At 66.8% G+C, this 17,944-nt stretch carries 18 protein-coding genes; 11 read left to right on the top strand and 7 right to left on the bottom strand.

All coding sequences use genetic code 11. The features are described from left to right. Positions 1-15 precede the first annotated feature (15 nt). The 6 genes from AC1Z3O_RS12940 to AC1Z3O_RS12915 all read right to left on the bottom strand — a co-directional run bounded on the left by AC1Z3O_RS12940 (position 16) and on the right by AC1Z3O_RS12915 (position 4,614). Positions 16-1,008 carry a UDP-2,3-diacylglucosamine diphosphatase gene (locus tag AC1Z3O_RS12940; RefSeq protein WP_483516119.1) on the bottom strand — a complete coding sequence of 331 codons (993 nt, stop codon included), beginning with the start codon at positions 1,006-1,008 and terminating at the stop codon, positions 16-18. A 153-nt stretch (positions 1,009-1,161) separates the two neighbouring features. Continuing rightward, positions 1,162-2,208 (bottom strand): esterase/lipase family protein, encoded by a 1,047-nt coding sequence (locus tag AC1Z3O_RS12935; RefSeq protein WP_483516118.1) that lies wholly within the window; start codon positions 2,206-2,208, stop codon positions 1,162-1,164. After that, positions 2,205-2,732, bottom strand: a complete 528-nt coding sequence (locus AC1Z3O_RS12930) for an RDD family protein (protein WP_483516117.1) — start codon at positions 2,730-2,732, stop codon at positions 2,205-2,207. The genes AC1Z3O_RS12935 and AC1Z3O_RS12930 overlap by 4 nt, the downstream gene beginning before the upstream one ends. A 117-nt stretch (positions 2,733-2,849) precedes the next feature. Beyond that, the gene (locus tag AC1Z3O_RS12925; protein WP_483516116.1) at positions 2,850-3,611 is read right to left on the bottom strand and encodes a DUF3106 domain-containing protein; all 762 of its coding nucleotides are present in this window, start codon (positions 3,609-3,611) and stop codon (positions 2,850-2,852) included. A gap of 5 nt (positions 3,612-3,616) precedes the next feature. Further along, a complete protein-coding gene (locus AC1Z3O_RS12920) occupies positions 3,617-4,051 on the bottom strand; it encodes a DUF3619 family protein (RefSeq protein ID WP_483516115.1) in 435 nt (144 codons plus the stop codon). After that, a complete protein-coding gene (locus tag AC1Z3O_RS12915; protein ID WP_483516114.1) occupies positions 4,048-4,614 on the bottom strand; it encodes an RNA polymerase sigma factor in 567 nt (188 codons plus the stop codon). The genes AC1Z3O_RS12920 and AC1Z3O_RS12915 overlap by 4 nt, the downstream gene beginning before the upstream one ends. Positions 4,615-4,816: 202 nt before the next feature. Between AC1Z3O_RS12915 and AC1Z3O_RS12910 the strand changes: the two genes are divergently transcribed. From AC1Z3O_RS12910 to AC1Z3O_RS12875, 8 genes are all read left to right on the top strand, one after another. After that, entirely contained in the window at positions 4,817-4,990 is a 174-nt protein-coding gene (locus AC1Z3O_RS12910) for a hypothetical protein (protein WP_483516113.1), read from the top strand. Position 4,991: 1 nt separating this feature from the next. Further along, positions 4,992-6,755, top strand: coding sequence for an acetolactate synthase 3 catalytic subunit (locus tag AC1Z3O_RS12905; RefSeq protein WP_483516112.1), 1,764 nt, complete (start codon positions 4,992-4,994; stop codon positions 6,753-6,755). Next, the gene (ilvN, locus tag AC1Z3O_RS12900) at positions 6,755-7,246 is read left to right on the top strand and encodes an acetolactate synthase small subunit (protein ID WP_483516111.1); all 492 of its coding nucleotides are present in this window, start codon (positions 6,755-6,757) and stop codon (positions 7,244-7,246) included. The genes AC1Z3O_RS12905 and ilvN overlap by 1 nt, the downstream gene beginning before the upstream one ends. Before the next feature lie 107 nt (positions 7,247-7,353). Then, positions 7,354-8,370 carry a ketol-acid reductoisomerase gene (gene ilvC, locus AC1Z3O_RS12895; protein ID WP_483516110.1) on the top strand — a complete coding sequence of 339 codons (1,017 nt, stop codon included), beginning with the start codon at positions 7,354-7,356 and terminating at the stop codon, positions 8,368-8,370. A 156-nt stretch (positions 8,371-8,526) separates the two neighbouring features. Further along, on the top strand, positions 8,527-9,189 hold the full coding sequence (locus AC1Z3O_RS12890) for a phosphatidylserine decarboxylase (protein ID WP_483516109.1): 663 nt from the start codon (positions 8,527-8,529) through the stop codon (positions 9,187-9,189). A 27-nt stretch (positions 9,190-9,216) separates the two neighbouring features. Beyond that, positions 9,217-10,122 (top strand): CDP-diacylglycerol--serine O-phosphatidyltransferase, encoded by a 906-nt coding sequence (gene pssA, locus AC1Z3O_RS12885; protein WP_483516108.1) that lies wholly within the window; start codon positions 9,217-9,219, stop codon positions 10,120-10,122. Between the two features lie 182 nt (positions 10,123-10,304). Further along, complete coding sequence (lysM, locus tag AC1Z3O_RS12880; RefSeq protein ID WP_483516107.1) at positions 10,305-10,814, top strand: peptidoglycan-binding protein LysM; 510 nt, start codon at positions 10,305-10,307, stop codon at positions 10,812-10,814. Between the two features lie 319 nt (positions 10,815-11,133). Next, positions 11,134-12,675: a 2-isopropylmalate synthase gene (locus AC1Z3O_RS12875; protein ID WP_483516106.1), complete on the top strand. Its 1,542-nt coding sequence runs from the start codon at positions 11,134-11,136 to the stop codon at positions 12,673-12,675. Positions 12,676-12,772: 97 nt separating this feature from the next. On the opposite strand, the gene AC1Z3O_RS12870 is transcribed toward AC1Z3O_RS12875, so the two are convergent. Further along, positions 12,773-13,300 carry a hypothetical protein gene (locus AC1Z3O_RS12870; protein ID WP_483516105.1) on the bottom strand — a complete coding sequence of 176 codons (528 nt, stop codon included), beginning with the start codon at positions 13,298-13,300 and terminating at the stop codon, positions 12,773-12,775. 331 nt (positions 13,301-13,631) lie between these two features. On the opposite strand from AC1Z3O_RS12870, the gene AC1Z3O_RS12865 reads away from it, so the two are divergent. The 3 genes from AC1Z3O_RS12865 to pnp all read left to right on the top strand — a co-directional run bounded on the left by AC1Z3O_RS12865 (position 13,632) and on the right by pnp (position 17,898). Next, on the top strand, positions 13,632-14,870 hold the full coding sequence (locus tag AC1Z3O_RS12865; protein ID WP_483516104.1) for a branched-chain amino acid ABC transporter substrate-binding protein: 1,239 nt from the start codon (positions 13,632-13,634) through the stop codon (positions 14,868-14,870). 158 nt (positions 14,871-15,028) lie between these two features. After that, on the top strand, positions 15,029-15,298 hold the full coding sequence (gene rpsO / locus AC1Z3O_RS12860; RefSeq protein ID WP_483516103.1) for a 30S ribosomal protein S15: 270 nt from the start codon (positions 15,029-15,031) through the stop codon (positions 15,296-15,298). A gap of 431 nt (positions 15,299-15,729) precedes the next feature. Further along, positions 15,730-17,898: a polyribonucleotide nucleotidyltransferase gene (gene pnp / locus AC1Z3O_RS12855; RefSeq protein WP_483516102.1), complete on the top strand. Its 2,169-nt coding sequence runs from the start codon at positions 15,730-15,732 to the stop codon at positions 17,896-17,898. Positions 17,899-17,944 lie beyond the last annotated feature (46 nt).

Here is a 17,944-nt window from a genome sequence, read left to right as displayed (position 1 = left end):
CCGGTCCGTCGCAGCTCAGACTGTCGCGGTCGCGCGCCGGCGCCGCGCGCGCACCGGCGCCGGCGGATCGAGCAGCGTGGTCCAGTAGACGATCTTCAGTTCGCCTTCCATGGTCTCGACCAGCGCCGACAGGCTTTCCACCCAGTCGCCGTCGTTGCAGTAGAACTGGCCGTCGAGCTCGCGGATCTCCGCCTTGTGGATGTGGCCGCAGATCACGCCATCGCAACCGCGGCGGCGCGCTTCCTCGACCATCGCATGCTCGAAGGAGCTGATGTAGTTGACTGCGTTCTTGACCTGGTGCTTCAGGTATTGGGACAGCGACCAGTATGGGAAGCCGAGCCGCGCGCGCACGCGGTTGAAATGGCGGTTCAGCGCCAGGATCATCGTGTAGAGCGAATCGCCGAGATAGGCCAGCCAGCGCGCGTGCTGCACCACGCCGTCGAACAGGTCGCCGTGGACCACCCACAGGCGCCGGCCGCTGGCGGTGACGTGCACGGCATCCTCGCGCACCGTGATGTCGCCGAAGGCCAGGCCGTCGAACTGGCGCGCCATCTCGTCATGGTTGCCCGGCACGTAGATGACCTCGGTGCCCTTGCGGGCCTTGCGCAGCAGCTTCTGCACGACGTCGTTGTGGCTTTGTGGCCAGTACCAGCCGCGGCGCAGTTGCCAGCCATCGATGATGTCGCCGACCAGGTAGAGCCGCTCCGATTCGTTGTGCTTGAGGAAGTCGAGCAGGTAGTCCGCCTGGCAGCCTGCCGTGCCCAGGTGCACGTCGGAAACCCAGATGGTGCGGTAGCGCTGGATTGTATGGGGCGGGGCGGACTTCAGGGCGTCGCGCTGGCTGGCGGCGCTGTCGGTGGCAGGGCGGGGGCCGGGGGTGTCGAGCTCGGAGGGCGGCATGAAGGCCGTCAGTGCGGCAGGCAGTGGCGGGGTCCCGGCGGCACTGCCGCGCAGCTTGTGCGCGGCCCGGGCGAGACGCCCGCGGGCAAATCGGATTGCTTGAACCATGGCGACCCCGGTAACGGCGATGGCTGCATTGGGCCAGCGGGTCGTGACCGCGCCATGACGGAAGGATGACCGTCACATGAAGGCCGGCCGGCGGCTCAGGTTGTGCTGCGCAGGGTGTGCTGCGCAGGGTGTGCTGCGCAGGGGCGGGCCCGGCTACCGGCTGGCGGTGCCGGCGGCGGCCGGGGCAGGGCTGGCGGCCGCGCTCTCCTCGGTGGCGGTGCCGAAGCTCGCCAGCGCGGCCAGTACTGCATCGCGCGCGCGCGGGTGGCGCAGCAGCGTGACGTGGCCGATGCCCGCCAGCGGCCAATGCCGGGCGCCGGGCAGCCAGCCGGTGCCGGCCGGGCCGGCGATGGAATCGTGCCAGCTGAAGACGGAGGCCAGCAGCGCGCGTTCGGCCGGGCCTTCGGCGCTGGCCAGCGCACGCAGCCAGGCGCTGCCGCAGCGCATCTGCCGTGCACTGGCGCCGGCGCCCAGCGATGCCAGCGCGCATCCCTGGTGCGGCGAGCCCAGGGTGACGAGGCCGGCGCATGGCGCGCTGCCTTCTGCGCGGCCTCGCACCAGGGCCGCTCGCGCAGCCAGGCCGCCCATGCTGTGGCATAGCAGCAGCGGCGCCTGGCCCGTGCGCGCATGGATGGCGCGCATGTGTGCGAGCACGGCATCGGCATGGCCGTCGAGGCTGCCGAACACCGGTTCCAGGTCGATTGCCTCGCAGGCATAGCCGGCGGCGGCCAGCGCCGGCTGGAGGTCGAGCCAGATCGCATGGTTGCAGGCGTAGCCATGCACGAGCAGCAGCGGCGGCTGCGGCGGTCTCGGCGACGTGCCGGGCGGCAAGGGCGTGAGGGGGGCGAGGGGCGCGAATGGGCGCCGCGAGCAGAAGGGCTCGATCCAGTTGAACATACGGAACACGGCCACGCATTCGCGCAGATAGCAGTCCAGCGCGCCCGCGAGGCTTAGCGCGGCGTGTGCGCGATCGGGCGGCATGGCGGGCCGCTTCGGCGCGGACACGCCCACGCCGGACAGGGAAATGGCGAAGGCGCCCGCCACGGTCAGGCCGAATAGCGCCAGTGCCAGCGCGGCGGCGCCCAGTACCGCCGCGGGCCAAGGCCAGCCGCCCCAGTGCGCCAGGGCCGCCGCGCACCCGCTCGCCGCGATCTGCCCGGCAAGGGCGATCTGGCGCAGGGCGCTGGCGCTCAGGTTCATGCGGGGCGCGGGCGCAGGTCGGCCAGCCGGGTGCCTGCCAGGCGGTCGTGCAGGAACTGGCGGCCGGGGCTCAGCCAGGCCAGCATCACCCAGATCAGCAGGCCGCCACCCAGCACCGCCAGGAAGGGGCCCTTGACCAGCCCGAGGGCGTGGCCGACGGCGGCCGAGGGCGGCAGCCAGAGCCAGGTCAGCAGATAGCGCCAGGCCGCTTGTGGCCAGCGCGGGGGCACGCCCTGTGCGGTTTCGATGCGGATGCGCCAGGTCTGCATCGCGAGCGTCTGGCCGTTGCGCTGCCAGAACCAGACGAAGTAGAGGCCCATCGCCAGGAAGCTCCACAGCTGCATGGCGAGCGGGGTGTCGAGCCCGAGCGCGCGCAGGCCTGGCCGGATGAGCAGGTAGGCGGCGGTGGAGGCACTCAGCACGCCGAACAGCAGCACGCCCTCGTAGAGCATGCAGGCGAGGCGGCGGCGCAGGGAGGGGGTGTGGCTGGCGGAAAGCGGTTTGGCGAGGGTGGCGGCGGTCATGGCGCTGTCAGACTATCGGCGCGCTTGCAGGCGCCCGCCCGCGGAGATCGCGGGTACCGCCGCATTATGCCAAATGCGTGCAGGACCGATGTCCTGCACGGTCCTGCATCTTGCAGTTCAGTTGCGGGCGTTCGTGTCAGCCGGGGTGCTGGCCATGGCCTCGGTGCCATTCTCGGCCGCGGGCGATACGGGCACGGACGAGGCGGGAGCCGGCTGGGCGGCGGCATCCGCCGCGGGCGCACTCGCCGCCTTGGCGGCGGCCGCCGACGCGCTGGCCGGTGCTGCCGGCCGGGCGCCGTGCTTGCCGGTCTGTACGGGCAAGCGCTTGGATGACGGCAAGGCGCTGACGGCGCCCGGGCGGTGCGGCACGCTCTCCGCATCCGCGAGTTTCTTCTTCTGCTCTTCGGGCAGGCTCTGGTACTTGTTCCAGGCCTCGGCCTTCTTCGAGGCCGGCAGGGAGCGGGTGATCTGGTAGTTCTCGCGCGCCACGCGCCGCTGCTGCGGCGTCATCTTGGCCCACTCGCTCATGCGCGCCTGCAGCTTGGCCTGCTCGGCCGGCGAGAACTTCGGATAGCGCTCGGCGATCTGGAGCCACTTGCGCCGGTGCAGTTCACCCAGGCTTTCCCAGCCGGGCTCCAGCGGCGCCAGGATGCGCTGCTGCACCGGGGTCAGTTCCTCCCACTTAGGGTGCGCCTGCGCGGTGCTGCGGGCCGGCGCGGGCTGCGAGGCGGGGGATACGGATGCGCTGGATCTGGCTGATGAGGCACCTTGCGCGTGCGCCGCCGGCGGGTCCAACACCCAGGCGGCGGCGGCGATCAGGCCGGCGGACACGATCAGAGCCAGCCGGCGGCGATGAGCGTCGGAATGGGGGCGGGTCATCAGGCTTATTGGCCGCGCTTGAGGAAAACGTGGAAACCCTCGTCGGCGTAGGCAGCCGGGGGCAGTTCATCCAGCAGCATGGCAGCGTCCACGTCTGCCAGTTCGTCGATGCGTTTCTGCTGCTGCCACTGGTAGATGGCTGTCAGGCCGATGGCGAGCGCGATCAGCGCCCACACCAGGGCCAGGCGGCGCAGCCAGCTACCCGCACGGGAAAGCGGTGTATCGTCCTCTTCGAGGAGCGGCGAGGCGTGCGCGCCGGCCACCGCGAACTGCGGAACCCTGACCGTGGCCTCGGCCTTCTTGTGCGCCAGCGCGATGCGGCGAGCGGCAGCCAGCCGCTCGCTCATCGCGGGCGGCAGTTGTTGCGCCGAGGCGTCTAGGGCCTGGCGCACTTCATGTACAAAGCGGCGTTCCTGGATTTCTCTGTCGTTTCTGCTCATAGTCGGACTCCCCGCGCTCGCAGGGCCTGCGCCAGCGTATGTGTGGCACGGGAACAATGCGTTTTGACGCTGCCTTCCGAGCAGCCCATGACCGCGGCAGTCTCGGCGACGTCCATGTCCTCCCAGTAACGCATCAGGAACGCCTCGCGTTGACGCGCTGGCAGGCGCTGGATCTCCTGCTCGATGATCCCCATCACCTGTGCCCGCTCCACCTTGTCGGCGCTGCTTTCGGCCGATTCGCTGCCGATCTCGGCTTCCAGTGTCTCGAGCAGGTCGTTGTCGTCGCCTTCGCGGTCGTCGCGCAGGTTGGAGAACAGCGTCACCCAGGTATTGCGCACTTTCTGGCGCCGGAAATAATCGTGGATCGTGTTCTGCAGGATACGCTGGAACAGGGGAGGCAGTTCCGCGGCGCTCTTATCGCCGTATTTCTCGGCGAGTTTGATCATGGCGTCCTGGACGATGTCCAAGGCGGCTTCATCGTCACGTACTGCAAACACGGCCTGCTTGAAGGCGCGCCGCTCGACGCTGGCGAGAAAATCAGATAGTTCCTGGTCGGTTGCCATGCAGGCGGAAGCAGACGGTAAGCTCGTGGCTGGCGCAATTGCGGCCCGGGATGTGCGGCCAGAGGCCTTGGGCACATCCAAAATTGCAGCGATGCTAGCAAAAAAACCGGCCGGCTGACACGTTGTCTCATTTCTAATACACGTTCGGAGGCGGTGGCACCGGGCCTTCATCGGGGCGCCGCGAGCAGGCGCGGAAAATATCATGGACCGCGCTGATGCAATGCAGTATTATCATCCGCTCACACGACATACGTGGTTGTCTCATCCGGCCGCTTATGAGGCGGTCTCCCATGCAGACGCGCATCGCTTGAACCCGCGCCACAAGCCCGGCAGAGAGCATCCAAACAATTTTTTGCCGAAAATTGCAAAGGACTGACATGAACATGCCCAGCGCGGAATTCTCCCACGCCGACAGCAATTCATCCGCCGCACCCGAAATGATCGGGGCGGAAATCCTCGTCCACGCACTTGCCGAAGAAGGCGTCGAGTACGTCTGGGGCTACCCCGGCGGCGCAGTGCTGTATATCTACGACGAGTTCTACAAGCAGAAGAAGATCGAGCACATCCTGGTGCGCCACGAGCAGGCAGCGGTCCACGCCGCCGACGGCTATGCGCGCGCCACCGGCAAGGTCGGCGTGGCCCTGGTCACCTCGGGCCCCGGTGTCACCAATGCGGTGACCGGCATCGCCACGGCCTACCTGGACTCGATCCCTATGGTGGTGATCACCGGCAACGTGCCGACCTCGGCCATCGGCCAGGACGCGTTCCAGGAGTGCGACACGGTTGGCATCACGCGGCCCATCGTCAAGCACAACTTCCTGGTCAAGGACGTGCGCGACCTCGCCGCCACCATCAAGAAGGCCTTCTATATCGCTGCCACCGGCCGTCCGGGCCCCGTGGTGGTCGACATCCCGAAGGACGTCTCGCGCAACGCCTGCCGCTACGAGTATCCCAAGTCGATCGACATGCGCTCGTACAACCCGGTGAACAAGGGCCACTCGGGCCAGATCCGCAAGGCCCTGGCCTTGCTGCTGGGTGCCGAGCGTCCGTTCATCTATTCGGGTGGCGGCGTGGTGCTGGCCAATGCCAGCGACGAGCTGCGCCAGCTGGCCCAGCTCACCGGCTTCCCGGTCACCAACACGCTGATGGGCCTGGGCTCGTTCCCCGGCACGAGCAAGCAGTTCGTCGGCATGCTCGGCATGCACGGCACGTATGAAGCCAATATGGCCATGCAGAACTGCGACGTGCTGATCGCCATCGGCGCGCGCTTCGATGACCGCGTGATCGGCAATCCGGCGCACTTCACCTCGCAGGCGCGCAAGATCATCCACATCGACATCGATCCGTCCTCCATCTCGAAGCGGGTCAAGGTCGACATCCCCATCGTCGGCAACGTCAAGGACGTGCTGCAGGAGCTGATCTCGCAGCTGCAGGCGAGCGAGACCAAGCCGCGCCGCGAGCCGCTGGCCAAGTGGTGGGAGCAGATCGAGCAGTGGCGCTCGGTGGACTGCCTGAAGTACGACCGCGATTCCGAGATCATCAAGCCGCAGTACGTGGTCGAGAAGATCTGGGAACTGACCAAGGGCGACGCCTTCATCTGCTCCGACGTGGGCCAGCACCAGATGTGGGCCGCGCAGTTCTACAAGTTCGACCAGCCGCGCCGCTGGATCAATTCCGGCGGCCTGGGCACGATGGGCGTGGGCCTGCCGTACGCGATGGGCATCAAGAAAGCCTTCCCCGAGAAGGAAGTGGTGACCATCACCGGCGAAGGCTCGATCCAGATGTGCATCCAGGAACTGTCGACCTGCCTGCAGTACGACACCCCGGTCAAGATCTGCGCGCTGAACAACCGCTATCTCGGTATGGTGCGCCAGTGGCAGGAGATCGAGTACGACAACCGCTACTCGCACTCCTACATGGACGCGTTGCCCGACTTCGTCAAGCTGGCCGAGGCCTATGGCCACGTCGGCATGCGCATCGAAAGGACGGCTGATGTGGAGCCCGCGCTGCGCGAGGCCTTCCGCCTGAAGGACCGCACCGTGTTCCTGGACTTCCAGACCGACCCGACGGAGAACGTCTGGCCGATGGTGCAGGCCGGCAAGGGCATCTCGGAAATGCTGCTCGGCGCGGAGGACCTGTGATGCGTCATATCATTTCGGTCCTGCTGGAAAACGAAGCCGGCGCGCTGTCGCGCGTGGTCGGCCTGTTCTCGGCCCGCGGCTACAACATCGAGACCCTGACCGTGGCGCCGACGGAAGACCAGTCGCTGTCGCGCATGACCATCGTCACCACCGGCTCGGACGACGTGATCGAGCAGATCACCAAGCACCTGAACCGCCTCGTCGAGGTGGTCAAGGTGGTCGACCTGACCGAGGGCGCCCACATCGAGCGCGAGCTGATGCTGGTCAAGGTGCGCGCGGTCGGCAAGGAGCGCGAAGAATTGAAGCGCACCGCCGACATCTTCCGCGGCCGCATCATCGACGTCACCGAGAAGACCTACACCATCGAGCTGACCGGAGACGGCGGCAAGCTGGATGCCTTCCTCGATGCCATCGACCGCACCGCCATCCTGGAAACGGTGCGCACCGGCGGCTCGGGCATCGGTCGCGGCGAGCGCATCCTCAAGGTCTGAGCCAGAACCAGAGCCGCAGTATCCACGGCGGCGTGCACCGGGTGCGCAGATCGCGCACGGGGCGCCGCCAATCCATACCAAGATAGACAGAAAGCGAAGGAACCATCATGAAAGTGTTTTACGACAAGGACGCCGACCTCTCCCTGATCAAGGGCAAGAACGTCACCATCATCGGCTACGGCTCGCAAGGCCACGCCCATGCGCTGAACCTGAAGGATTCGGGCGTCAACGTGACGGTCGGCCTGCGCAAGAGCGGCGCATCGTGGAACAAGGCGGTCAACGCCGGCCTGACGGTCAAGGAAGTTGCCGAAGCCGTGAAGGGCGCTGACGTGGTCATGATCCTGCTGCCGGACGAGCAGATCGCCGACGTGTACAAGAACGAAGTGCACGCCAACATCAAGGAAGGCGCCGCACTGGCCTTCGCCCACGGCTTCAACGTGCACTACGGTGCCGTGATCCCGCGCGCCGACCTCGACGTGATCATGATCGCGCCGAAGGCCCCGGGCCACACCGTGCGCGGCACCTACGCCCAAGGCGGCGGCGTGCCCCACCTGATCGCCGTGCACCAGGACAAGTCCGGCGCTGCCCGTGACATCGCCCTGTCGTACGCCACCGCCAACGGCGGCGGCCGCGCCGGCATCATCGAGACCAACTTCCGCGAAGAGACCGAAACCGACCTGTTCGGCGAGCAGGCCGTGCTGTGCGGCGGTACCGTCGAGCTGATCAAGGCCGGCTTCGAAACGCTGGTGGAAGCCGGCTACGCGCCGGAAATGGCCTACTTCGAGTGCCTGCACGAGCTCAAGCTGATCGTCGACCTGATCTATGAAGGCGGCATCGCCAACATGAACTACTCGATCTCCAACAACGCGGAATACGGCGAGTACGTGACCGGCCCGCGCGTGGTGACCGAGGAGACCAAGAAGGCGATGAAGCAGTGCCTGACCGACATCCAGACCGGCGAGTACGCCAAGAGCTTCCTGCTGGAAAACAAGGCCGGCGCCCCGACCCTGATCTCGCGCCGCCGCCTGACGGCCGAGCACCAGATCGAGGAAGTGGGTGCCAAGCTGCGCGCCATGATGCCCTGGATCGCCAAGAACAAGCTGGTCGACCAGTCGAAGAACTAAGCTGGCGCGAGCCGGCAGGCCAGGCGGGGCAAGGCTCCGCCGGCCATGGCCGTCCCGCCTACCGCCCCTGCCCTTGCCATTCGAGGGGCGATTCGGGCGGAGGCGGGACGGCTTTTTGTTATCCTTGTCAGACTTTCATCTTCGAACAAGCTTTGCATGAACTATCCTCATCCGCTGATCGCCCGTGAAGGCTGGCCGTTCCTGGTCGGCGCCTTTGTCATCTCACTGCTGGTGAACGCCGGCGCGGGCTTCTGGTGGGCATTGCCGCTGTGGATCATCACGCTGTTCGTGCTGCAGTTCTTCCGCGATCCGCCGCGCCCGGTGCCGCAGCAGCCCAATGCGGTGCTGGCGCCCGCCGATGGCCGCATCGTCGCGGTGGAGAAGGTGCAGGACGCCTATGCCGGCCGCGAGGCGCTGAAGATCAGCGTGTTCATGAACGTGTTCAACGTCCACTCGAACCGCAGCAGCATCGACGGCACGGTCGAAAAGATCGAATACTTCGCCGGCAAGTTCGTCAACGCCGACCTGGACAAGGCCTCGAACGAGAACGAGCGCAACGCCGTGGTGATCCGCCGTGCGGCCGACGGCCAGCTCGTCACCCTGGTGCAGGTCGCCGGCCTGGTGGCGCGCCGCATCCTGTGCTACACGAAGGTGGGTGAGGCGCTGTCGCGCGGCCAGCGCTATGGCTTCATCCGCTTCGGCTCGAGAGTCGACGTGTACCTGCCGCTGAACGCGCGCCCGCGCGTGACCATTGGCGAGAAGGTGTCGGCGTCGTCGACCGTGCTGGCGGAGCTCGACGTGGCGGACGCGCAGCAGTAAGCGGCAGCCACGCACAGGAGAACCGGCATGGGTGCTTTCAACCGGCGCAACAAGCGCGCCAGCAACGGCAACGTGACCCATCTGCGGCCGTTCCGACACAACCAGCTGCGCGGGGGTGACCCGGGCGGCTTCGACCCGCGCGACGAGCACGATGAGCAGGAGGACGATGTCGTCTTCGTGCGGCCGCGCCACCGCGGCATCTACCTGCTGCCCAACGCCTTCACCACGGCGGCGCTGTTCGCCGGCTTCTTCGCCATCGTGCAGGCGATGAACATGCGCTTCGACGTGGCCGCCATCGCCATTTTCGCGGCCATGGTGCTGGACGGCATGGATGGCCGCGTGGCCCGCATCACGCATACCCAGAGCGCCTTCGGCGAGCAGTACGATTCGCTTTCGGACATGACCTCCTTCGGCGTGGCGCCGGCGCTGGTGATGTATGAGTGGATCCTGCACGACCTGGGCAAGTGGGGCTGGCTGGCGGCCTTCGTCTACTGCACCTGCGCGGCGCTGCGGCTGGCGCGCTTCAACGCCAACATCGGCGTGGTCGACAAGCGCTTCTTCCAGGGGCTGCCCAGCCCGGCGGCGGCGGCGCTGGTGGCCGGCTTCGTCTGGCTGGTGATCGACAACAAGTTGTCGGTCAAGGAGCTGTGGATGCCGTGGGTGGCCTTCGGCCTCACGCTCTACGCGGGGCTGTCGATGGTGTCGAACGCGCCGTTCTACAGCGGCAAGGCGCTCGACGTGCGCTACCGCGTGCCGTTCGGCATGATGGTGCTGGTACTGGTGCTCTTCGTCGTGGTGTCCACCGATCCGCCGGTGGCGCTGTTCGGCCTGTTCGTGGTCTACGCGATCTCGGGCTACGTGCTGTGGGCGTGGCGTGCGCTGCACGGCAAGCCGGGCGTGGCGCGGGTGCGCAACAACGGCAAGGGTTCCTAGCCGGACGGTGACAAAAACAAAGGCGCTGCGGCGCCTTTGTTTTTGGCTGAATTTCGCCTTTGCTTTTGTTTGCAGGTTGCCGGCCGCGCTTCGGGTTACGCTGCGGCTTCGGTTTTACGCCCGCGCGGCACGGCTGCGGCGGGAGATTCAAGGCGTAGCGCATTCATCACCAGGAGGTCATCATGAGCGTGCTGGACTTCATCAAGGAAGCAGGCGAGAAACTCTTCGGCGGCGGGCAGGCCCAGGCTGCTCCCGCACCCGATAACGGCGCGTCCGATGCGGCCGCGGCCGGGGCCGAGGACGCGAACCGGGCCGCGGGTGAGGCCATCGAGGCCTACATCCGCAAAATGGGCCTCGACGCCACCGCGCTGAGCGTGCAGGTGGACGGCGCCCAAGGCCTGGTGACGGTGTTTGGCGTGGCGCCGGACCAGGCGACGCGCGAGAAGATCATCCTCTGCTGTGGCAATGTGCAGGGCGTCGACAAGGTGGAAGACCAGATGTCGGTCAACGTAGAGTCCGCCGAGTCGCAGTGGCACACGGTGGTCAAGGGTGACACGCTGTGGGCCATCTCGCAGGCGGCCTACGGCAATGGCGCGGAGTACAACCGGATCTTCGAGGCCAACCAGCCGATGCTGTCCAATCCCGACAAGATCTACCCGGGCCAGAAGCTGCGCATTCCGCCCCAGGCCTGAATGCCCGGCGCGCGTGCCGCCGGCCCCGGAAAAACCCTGTGTTGCACGCGCGCACCAACTCAGATATATTGCTCTGCATGATTTCGCGCCAAGCCCTTTCCGCCCGCACTCTACTAGGTCGCCTACTAGGCCACCCGGTCGGGACGCGTGCGCGCTGAGGACTGCTGAGGACGATCGAGCCCTCTCGCGCGAAGCCAAACAGGATTCAAAAACGCCCCGGCCTGCATTCATGCACGCCGGGGCGTTTTGCATTCAGCAGACCACAGATTCCGGCAGCAAGCTGGCCGACACAGCACAAAACTGGCCTAGGAGCCCCACAATGTCTGACAAACTCATCATTTTCGACACCACCTTGCGCGATGGCGAGCAGTCGCCCGGCGCCTCGATGACGCGCGACGAGAAGATCCGCATCGCACGCCAGCTCGAGCGCCTGAAGGTCGACGTGATCGAGGCGGGTTTCGCGGCCAGTTCCAACGGCGACTTCGAGGCCATCCGCGCCATCGCCCAGACCGTCAAGGACTCCACCATCTGCTCGCTGGCACGCGCCAACGACAAGGACATCGCGCGCGCCGCCGAGGCCCTCAAGCCGGCCAACTCCTTCCGCATCCATACCTTCATCGCCACCTCGGCGCTGCACATGGAGAAGAAGCTGCGCATGACGCCCGATCAAGTCTATGAACAGGCCCGTCTGGCAGTGCGCTTCGCGCGCCAGTTCACGGATGACATCGAGTTCTCGCCCGAGGACGGCAGCCGCTCCGACATGGACTTCCTGTGCCGCGTGCTGGAAGGCGTGATCGCGGAAGGCGCGACCACCATCAACCTGCCGGACACCGTGGGCTATGCCGTGCCCGAGGGCTACGCCGGCCTGATCCGCTCGGTGCGCGAGCGCATCCCCAACTCGGACAAGGCGATCTGGTCGGTGCATTGCCACAACGACCTCGGCATGGCGGTGGCCAACTCGCTGGCCGCGGTCAAGCTGGGCGGCGCACGCCAGGTCGAGTGCACCATCAACGGCCTGGGCGAGCGTGCCGGCAACACCAGCCTGGAAGAGGTGGTGATGGCCGTGAAGACGCGCCGTGACTACTTCGACCTCGACGTCGGCGTGGATACCACCCAGATCGTGCCGGCTTCCAAGCTGGTCTCGCAGATCACCGGTTTCGTGGTGCAGCCCAACAAGGCGGTGGTCGGCGCCAACGCCTTCGCGCACGCCTCGGGCATCCACCAGGACGGCGTGCTCAAGGCGCGCGACACCTACGAGATCATGCGCGCCGAGGACGTGGGCTGGAGCGCCAACAAGATCGTGCTGGGCAAGCTCTCGGGCCGCAACGCCTTCAAGCAGCGCCTGCAGGAACTGGGCATCGAGATGGAGAGCGAGGCCGAGGTCAACGCCGCCTTCACCCGCTTCAAGGAACTCGCCGACCAGAAGGCCGAGATCTTCGACGAGGACATCGTCGCCATCGTGTCCGACGAGGCCGCCGAGGCGTCCAACGAGCACTACCGCTTCGTTTCGCTGGCGCAGCATTCCGAGACTGGTGAGCGCCCGCACGCACGCGTCGTCTTCAACATGGACGGCCAGGAGCAGATCGGCGAGGCCGAGGGCAACGGCCCGGTCGATGCCACGCTGCATGCGATCGAGAGCAAGGTCGACAGCGGCGCCGAGCTGGTGTTGTACTCGGTCAACGCGATCACCACCGGCACCCAGGCCCAGGGCGAAGTGACGGTGCGCCTGTCCAAGGCCGGCCGCATCGTCAACGGCGTGGGCACTGACCCGGACATCGTGGCAGCTTCGGCCAAGGCCTACCTGGCCGCGCTGAACAAGCTGCACGACAAGGCCGTGCAGAAGATCAACCCGCAGATCTGACCCGGGTCCGCGCAGGCGGTCGACGGCCCAACCGGCCCGAACACCGGGACAATCCGCTCTCCTCCGAACCGGGGGAGGGCGGGTTTTTTTTATGGCGTCAGCGCCGCGAGTCGGCCCTGTCGTACAGCGGGTCGGGCGTGATCTGCGTCTGGCGCAGGACACCCTCGTCGTCGAAGTAGAAATTGAACAGCGAAGGCCACTGGCCTTCATGCTTGAAGCGGTAGGACCAGACCTCGCGCTTCATCATCGGGAAGTATTGCGTCGGCTCGCGCGGGAGGCCGAAGTGCTCCATCACGTCGCGCTTGGTCCAGGTGCCGACCTGCGCCTTGTACAGCTCAGGCGTCTGCAGCATCTGGCGGAAGTCCGTCAGCCGGCCCTGGCTGTCGAAGTCGGCGGCATAGGACTGCTGGCCCAGCGGCTGCTTGGAATAGATCCAGCGCGTGGTGCCGTCGCGCAGCTGGTAGACATCGGTCGGCTGGCCGAAGGTGGACTGGACCGCCGCTTGGGGCGAGCCGATCAGTTTCTGGCCCTCCTGCACGGGCGCGAGCACGGCGCAGGCCGCCAGCGCGGTCGCGGCCAGGCCGAGCGCAAGCTGTCGGACAGTGCGTGGCAATCGGATGTTCATGGCATTCCTTGTTGATGCTGGCGAGGGCGGCGCTTGTGCGGCCGTTCGCCCGGGCGTCACGTGATCTCATGAGTGTAGCGGGGCGGTCAAGCATGTGTGAAGCTGGCACTACGTGCGCGCGGGCCGCGCGGCGCACGGCTGCGCATGGGCTGGATATTCCAATCTCTCGTTTAGTTCGTGCAAGTCACTGCCAACTGTCGGGTATTTGCGCGATGCGCGCGCCTTGGTCATGCCGGGGTGGCTGCATTACCATGCGCGTTTCGGAATCGGGAGAGCGAAGGTGTGGAATAGGGCGGAGGCGGCATCGGCAGGATGGGGGCGGAGGGCGCGTGTGTGGCGCTGGCTGGCGGCGGGTTTGCTGTGCGTGGCGGCAGGGGCCGGGGCGCAGGAGCCGATCCGGCTGGGCATGATCGACGGCCTGTCGGGGCCCTTCGCCAACGCCGGCGAAATGGTGGCGCGCAATCTGCGCCTGGCGATCGATCAGGTCAATGCCCGCGGCGGCGTGAAGACCGCCGAGGGGGCGCGGCCGCTGGAATTGGTCACCTTCGACAGCAAGGGCAATGTCGATGAGAGCCTGATCCAGTTCCGTGCGCTGCTCGACAAGCACATTCCCTTCGTCCTGCAGGGCAACAGCTCGGCCGTGGCGGCCGCGCTGGTGGCGGCGGTGAACCGCCATAACTCTCGCGAACCGGCGGCGCGCGTGCTCTTCCTGAACTACTCGGCGGTCGATCCGGGCCTGACCAACGAGAACTGCAGCTTCTGGCATTTCCGCTTCGACGCCAGCGCCGACATGCGCATGCAGGCGCTGACCGAGGTCATCCGCGCCGACAAGACGGTGCACCGCGCCTACCTGATCAACCAGGACTACAGCTTCGGCCGCCAGGTGGCGCGCTCTGCCGCTGCGATGCTCGAGGCCAAGCGTCCGGACGTGAAGGTGGTGGGCGACGAGTTCCATCCGATCGGGAAGATCAAGGACTTCGCGCCGTACATTGCCAAGATCAAGGCCAGCGGCGCCGATGCCGTGATCACCGGCAACTGGGGCAATGACCTGACGCTGATGGTCAAGGCGGCGCGCGAGGGCGGGCTGGCCGCCAGGTTCTACACCTTCTATGGCAACAGCCTGGGCGCGCCGGCGGCGATGGGCGATGCCGGCGTGGACCACGTGCTCGCGGTCGCGGAGTGGCATCCGAACGTCGGCGGCGCCGCCTCGGACGCCTTCTATCGGGCCTTCCGCGCGCGCTACCCCGAGCCGAAGGACGACTACCTGCTGCTGCGCATGCAGGTGATGGTCGAGATGCTGGCGCGCGCGATCGAGCAGGCCGGTTCGACGGATGTGGCCAAGGTGGCCCGTGCGCTGGAGGGCATGCGCTTCACCAACGCCTTCCACGATGCGACCATGCGCGCGGCCGACCACCAGCTGCAGCAGCCCCTCTATGTGTCGGAGATGGCGCGCCAGGGTGGGGCGGTGCGCTTCGATAACGAGGGCTCGGGGTACGGCTTCCGCACGGTGCGCAAGCTGACGGCGGCGCAGGCCATGTTGCCGACGACCTGCCGCATGGAGCGCTTCTAGGGCCGCGTGGCGTGCGCCGCTTCGCCGTTTTGGGCTATAATCGCGGCCTGTCGTCGCCAGGCCAGCCGGCCAGGCGCGGCAGATGCCTGAAAAAGCACAAGGCACGACGCATGCGGCGCATCCCGCGCTGTGGCGTTCGCAAGTGAAAGGAAATCATCATGGCAGTCGCCGATATCAACAAGTCCGAAGTCATCAAGCAGTTCGCCCGTGGCGAGAACGACACTGGCAGCCCCGAAGTCCAGGTCGCCCTGCTGACCACCCGCATCAACGAGCTGACCCCGCACTTCAAGGCCAACATGAAGGATCACCACAGCCGCCGCGGTCTGCTGCGCATGGTGAGCCGCCGTCGCCGCCTGCTGGACTACCTGAAGTCCAACGATGCGGACCGTTACCGCGCGCTGATCGAGAAGCTGGGCCTGCGCAAGTAAGGCACAGCCGGATGGCGGCACGGACCAACGGACCGCACGCGTTCGCGTGAAGCCGCAATGCCTGCGTCAGCATCGCTGATGCAGGCATTTTGTTTTTGTGGCCCACGGGAATTCCCCGGGGCCATCCGCTGCGAGTGGATTTCAATTCACTTCAAGCCGCCGCGGCCGACCCGGCCCGGCGACCGTTGCACCAAGGCGTGCAACGGGGTAACTTAGTTAGTTCTTTATCTACCGACACCGGGGCCAGCCAAGGAAACGGGGTTTTGTGTCATTCCAGCGCGCCATCGCCATTACCACCACGGGGCACGGTGGCGCGCTGGAATGGCATAGCACTTCCCCTCGACCGCAACTGGCGCAGACCCGGCAGTTCGCCCGCGGCTGCGAGCGCGGGCGTTGCACCTTTGCGTGCAAGCATGAACGAAGGAACGCTCATGACCATGTTCAATAAAGTCGTCAAGCAATTCCAGTGGGGCCAGCACACCGTGCGCATGGAGACCGGCGAGATCGCACGCCAGGCCGGCGGCGCGGTGATCGTCGACGTGGAAGACACCGTGGTGCTCGCCACCGTGGTGGCCGCCAAGACCCCGAAGCCCGGCCAGGACTTCTTCCCGCTGACCGTCGACTACATCGAGAAGACCTACGCCGCCGGCAAGATCCCGGGCGGCTTCTTCAAGCGCGAGGGCCGTCCCTCGGAGCTGGAGACGCTGACCTCGCGCCTGATCGACCGTCCGCTGCGTCCGCTGTTCCCGGAAGGCTTCTACAACGACGTGCAGGTGGTGATCCACGTGCTGTCGCTGAACCCTGAAGTGCCGGCCGACATCCCCGCGCTGATCGGCGCCTCGGCCGCTCTGGCCGTGTCGGGCATCCCCTTCAACGGCCCGGTGGGCGCCGCCCGCGTCGGCTACAAGGACGGCCAGTACCTGCTGAACCCGACCCGCTCGCAGATCGCCACCTCCGACCTGGACCTGGTCGTGGCCGGCACCGAGCGCGCCGTGCTGATGGTGGAATCGGAAGCCAACCAGCTGTCCGAAGACGTGATGCTGGGCGCCGTGGTCTACGGCCACGAGCAGATGCAGATCGCCATCAACGCCATCCATGAGCTGGTGCGCGAAGGCGGCAAGCCGGAGTGGGACTGGACCGCGCCGGCCAAGAACGAGACCCTGATCGCCCAGGTCAGCGAGATCGGCCTGCCGCTGCTGCAGGAAACCTACCAGCTGCGCCAGAAGGCCGCGCGCAGCCAGAAGCTGAAGGAAGTCTACGCGACCGTTGCCGCCAAGCTGGCAGAAGCCGGCGTGGAAGCCGACAAGGTCGAAGTGGGCAACGTCCTGTTCGAACTGGAAGCGAAGATCGTGCGCGGCCAGATCCTGGCCGGCGAGCCCCGCATCGACGGCCGCGACACCCGCACGGTGCGCCCGATCGAGATCCGCTCCTCGGTGCTGCCGCGCGCGCACGGCTCGGCGCTGTTCACCCGCGGTGAGACGCAGGCACTGGTGGTGGCCACGCTGGGCACCAAGAGCGACGAGCAGATCATCGATGCGCTGGCCGGCGAGTACCGCGACCGCTTCATGCTCCACTACAACATGCCCCCGTTCGCCACCGGCGAGACGGGTCGCGTGGGCAGCCCCAAGCGCCGCGAGATCGGCCACGGCCGCCTGGCCAAGCGCGCACTGATTCCGGTGCTGCCGAAGGACGACGAGTTCGCCTACACCATCCGCCTGGTCTCGGAGATCACCGAGTCGAACGGCTCCTCGTCGATGGCTTCCGTGTGCGGCGGCTGCCTGGCGCTGATGGACGCGGGCGTGCCCGTCAAGGCCCACGTGGCCGGCGTGGCCATGGGCCTGATCCTGGAAGGCAACAAGTTCGCCGTGCTGACCGACATCCTCGGTGACGAGGACCACCTCGGCGACATGGACTTCAAGGTGGCCGGTACCGACCACGGCATCACCGCGCTGCAGATGGACATCAAGGTCCAGGGCATCACCAAGGAAATCATGCAGGTCGCACTGGCCCAGGCCAAGGACGGCCGCCTGCACATCCTGGGCGAGATGCAGCACGCGATGGGCCACGCGCGCACCGAGTTGTCGGCGCACGCGCCGCGCATGATCACCATGAAGATCCATCCGGACAAGATCCGCGAAGTGATCGGCAAGGGCGGCTCGACCATCCAGGCGCTGACCAAGGAAACCGGCACCACCATCGACATCCAGGAAGACGGCACGATCACCATCGCGTCGACCTCCACCGAGGGCATGGCCGAGGCCAAGCGCCGCATCGAGGGCATCACCGCGGAAGCCGAAGTGGGCAAGATCTACGCCGGCACCGTGCTGAAGCTGCTGGACTTCGGCGCCATCGTCAACATCCTGCCGGGCAAGGACGGCCTGCTGCACATCTCCGAGATCGTCAACGAGCGCGTCAAGGACATCAAGGACTGGCTGAAGGAAGGCCAGCAGGTGCGCGTCAAGCTGATCCAGGCCGACGAGAAGGGCCGCCTGCGCCTGTCGCTGAAGGCCGCGCTGGCCGAGGAGGGTGGCACCATCACCCCGATCGCGCAAGCCGCCGAGGCAGCGCCCGCAACGACCGGCTCGACCGAGCAGCAGTAAGCGTGGCGAGACTGCGCTCCCGCCTGGTCGGGGGCGCGGGAAGGAA

It is taken from the genome of Cupriavidus sp. 09_S30 (assembly GCF_056930435.1).
Note: the sequence above shows the minus strand (reverse complement) of the source record. Positions and strands in the feature narration are given on the sequence as shown.

Excerpts from the sequence above, each read along its gene's own strand:
- pnp (WP_483516102.1), top strand. The coding sequence starts at position 15,730 with ATGACCATGTTCAATAAAGTCGTCAAGCAATTCCAGTGGGGCCAGCAC.
- AC1Z3O_RS12930 (WP_483516117.1), bottom strand. The coding sequence starts at position 2,732 with ATGACCGCCGCCACCCTCGCCAAACCGCTTTCCGCCAGCCACACCCCC.
- AC1Z3O_RS12940 (WP_483516119.1), bottom strand. The coding sequence starts at position 1,008 with ATGGTTCAAGCAATCCGATTTGCCCGCGGGCGTCTCGCCCGGGCCGCG.
- AC1Z3O_RS12910 (WP_483516113.1), top strand. The coding sequence starts at position 4,817 with ATGGACCGCGCTGATGCAATGCAGTATTATCATCCGCTCACACGACAT.
- ilvC (WP_483516110.1), top strand. The coding sequence starts at position 7,354 with ATGAAAGTGTTTTACGACAAGGACGCCGACCTCTCCCTGATCAAGGGC.
- AC1Z3O_RS12875 (WP_483516106.1), top strand. The coding sequence starts at position 11,134 with ATGTCTGACAAACTCATCATTTTCGACACCACCTTGCGCGATGGCGAG.
- ilvN (WP_483516111.1), top strand. The coding sequence starts at position 6,755 with ATGCGTCATATCATTTCGGTCCTGCTGGAAAACGAAGCCGGCGCGCTG.
- pssA (WP_483516108.1), top strand. The coding sequence starts at position 9,217 with ATGGGTGCTTTCAACCGGCGCAACAAGCGCGCCAGCAACGGCAACGTG.
- AC1Z3O_RS12925 (WP_483516116.1), bottom strand. The coding sequence starts at position 3,611 with ATGACCCGCCCCCATTCCGACGCTCATCGCCGCCGGCTGGCTCTGATC.
- AC1Z3O_RS12890 (WP_483516109.1), top strand. The coding sequence starts at position 8,527 with ATGAACTATCCTCATCCGCTGATCGCCCGTGAAGGCTGGCCGTTCCTG.
- rpsO (WP_483516103.1), top strand. The coding sequence starts at position 15,029 with ATGGCAGTCGCCGATATCAACAAGTCCGAAGTCATCAAGCAGTTCGCC.
- lysM (WP_483516107.1), top strand. The coding sequence starts at position 10,305 with ATGAGCGTGCTGGACTTCATCAAGGAAGCAGGCGAGAAACTCTTCGGC.
- AC1Z3O_RS12915 (WP_483516114.1), bottom strand. The coding sequence starts at position 4,614 with ATGGCAACCGACCAGGAACTATCTGATTTTCTCGCCAGCGTCGAGCGG.
- AC1Z3O_RS12920 (WP_483516115.1), bottom strand. The coding sequence starts at position 4,051 with ATGAGCAGAAACGACAGAGAAATCCAGGAACGCCGCTTTGTACATGAA.
- AC1Z3O_RS12870 (WP_483516105.1), bottom strand. The coding sequence starts at position 13,300 with ATGAACATCCGATTGCCACGCACTGTCCGACAGCTTGCGCTCGGCCTG.
- AC1Z3O_RS12905 (WP_483516112.1), top strand. The coding sequence starts at position 4,992 with ATGAACATGCCCAGCGCGGAATTCTCCCACGCCGACAGCAATTCATCC.
- AC1Z3O_RS12935 (WP_483516118.1), bottom strand. The coding sequence starts at position 2,208 with ATGAACCTGAGCGCCAGCGCCCTGCGCCAGATCGCCCTTGCCGGGCAG.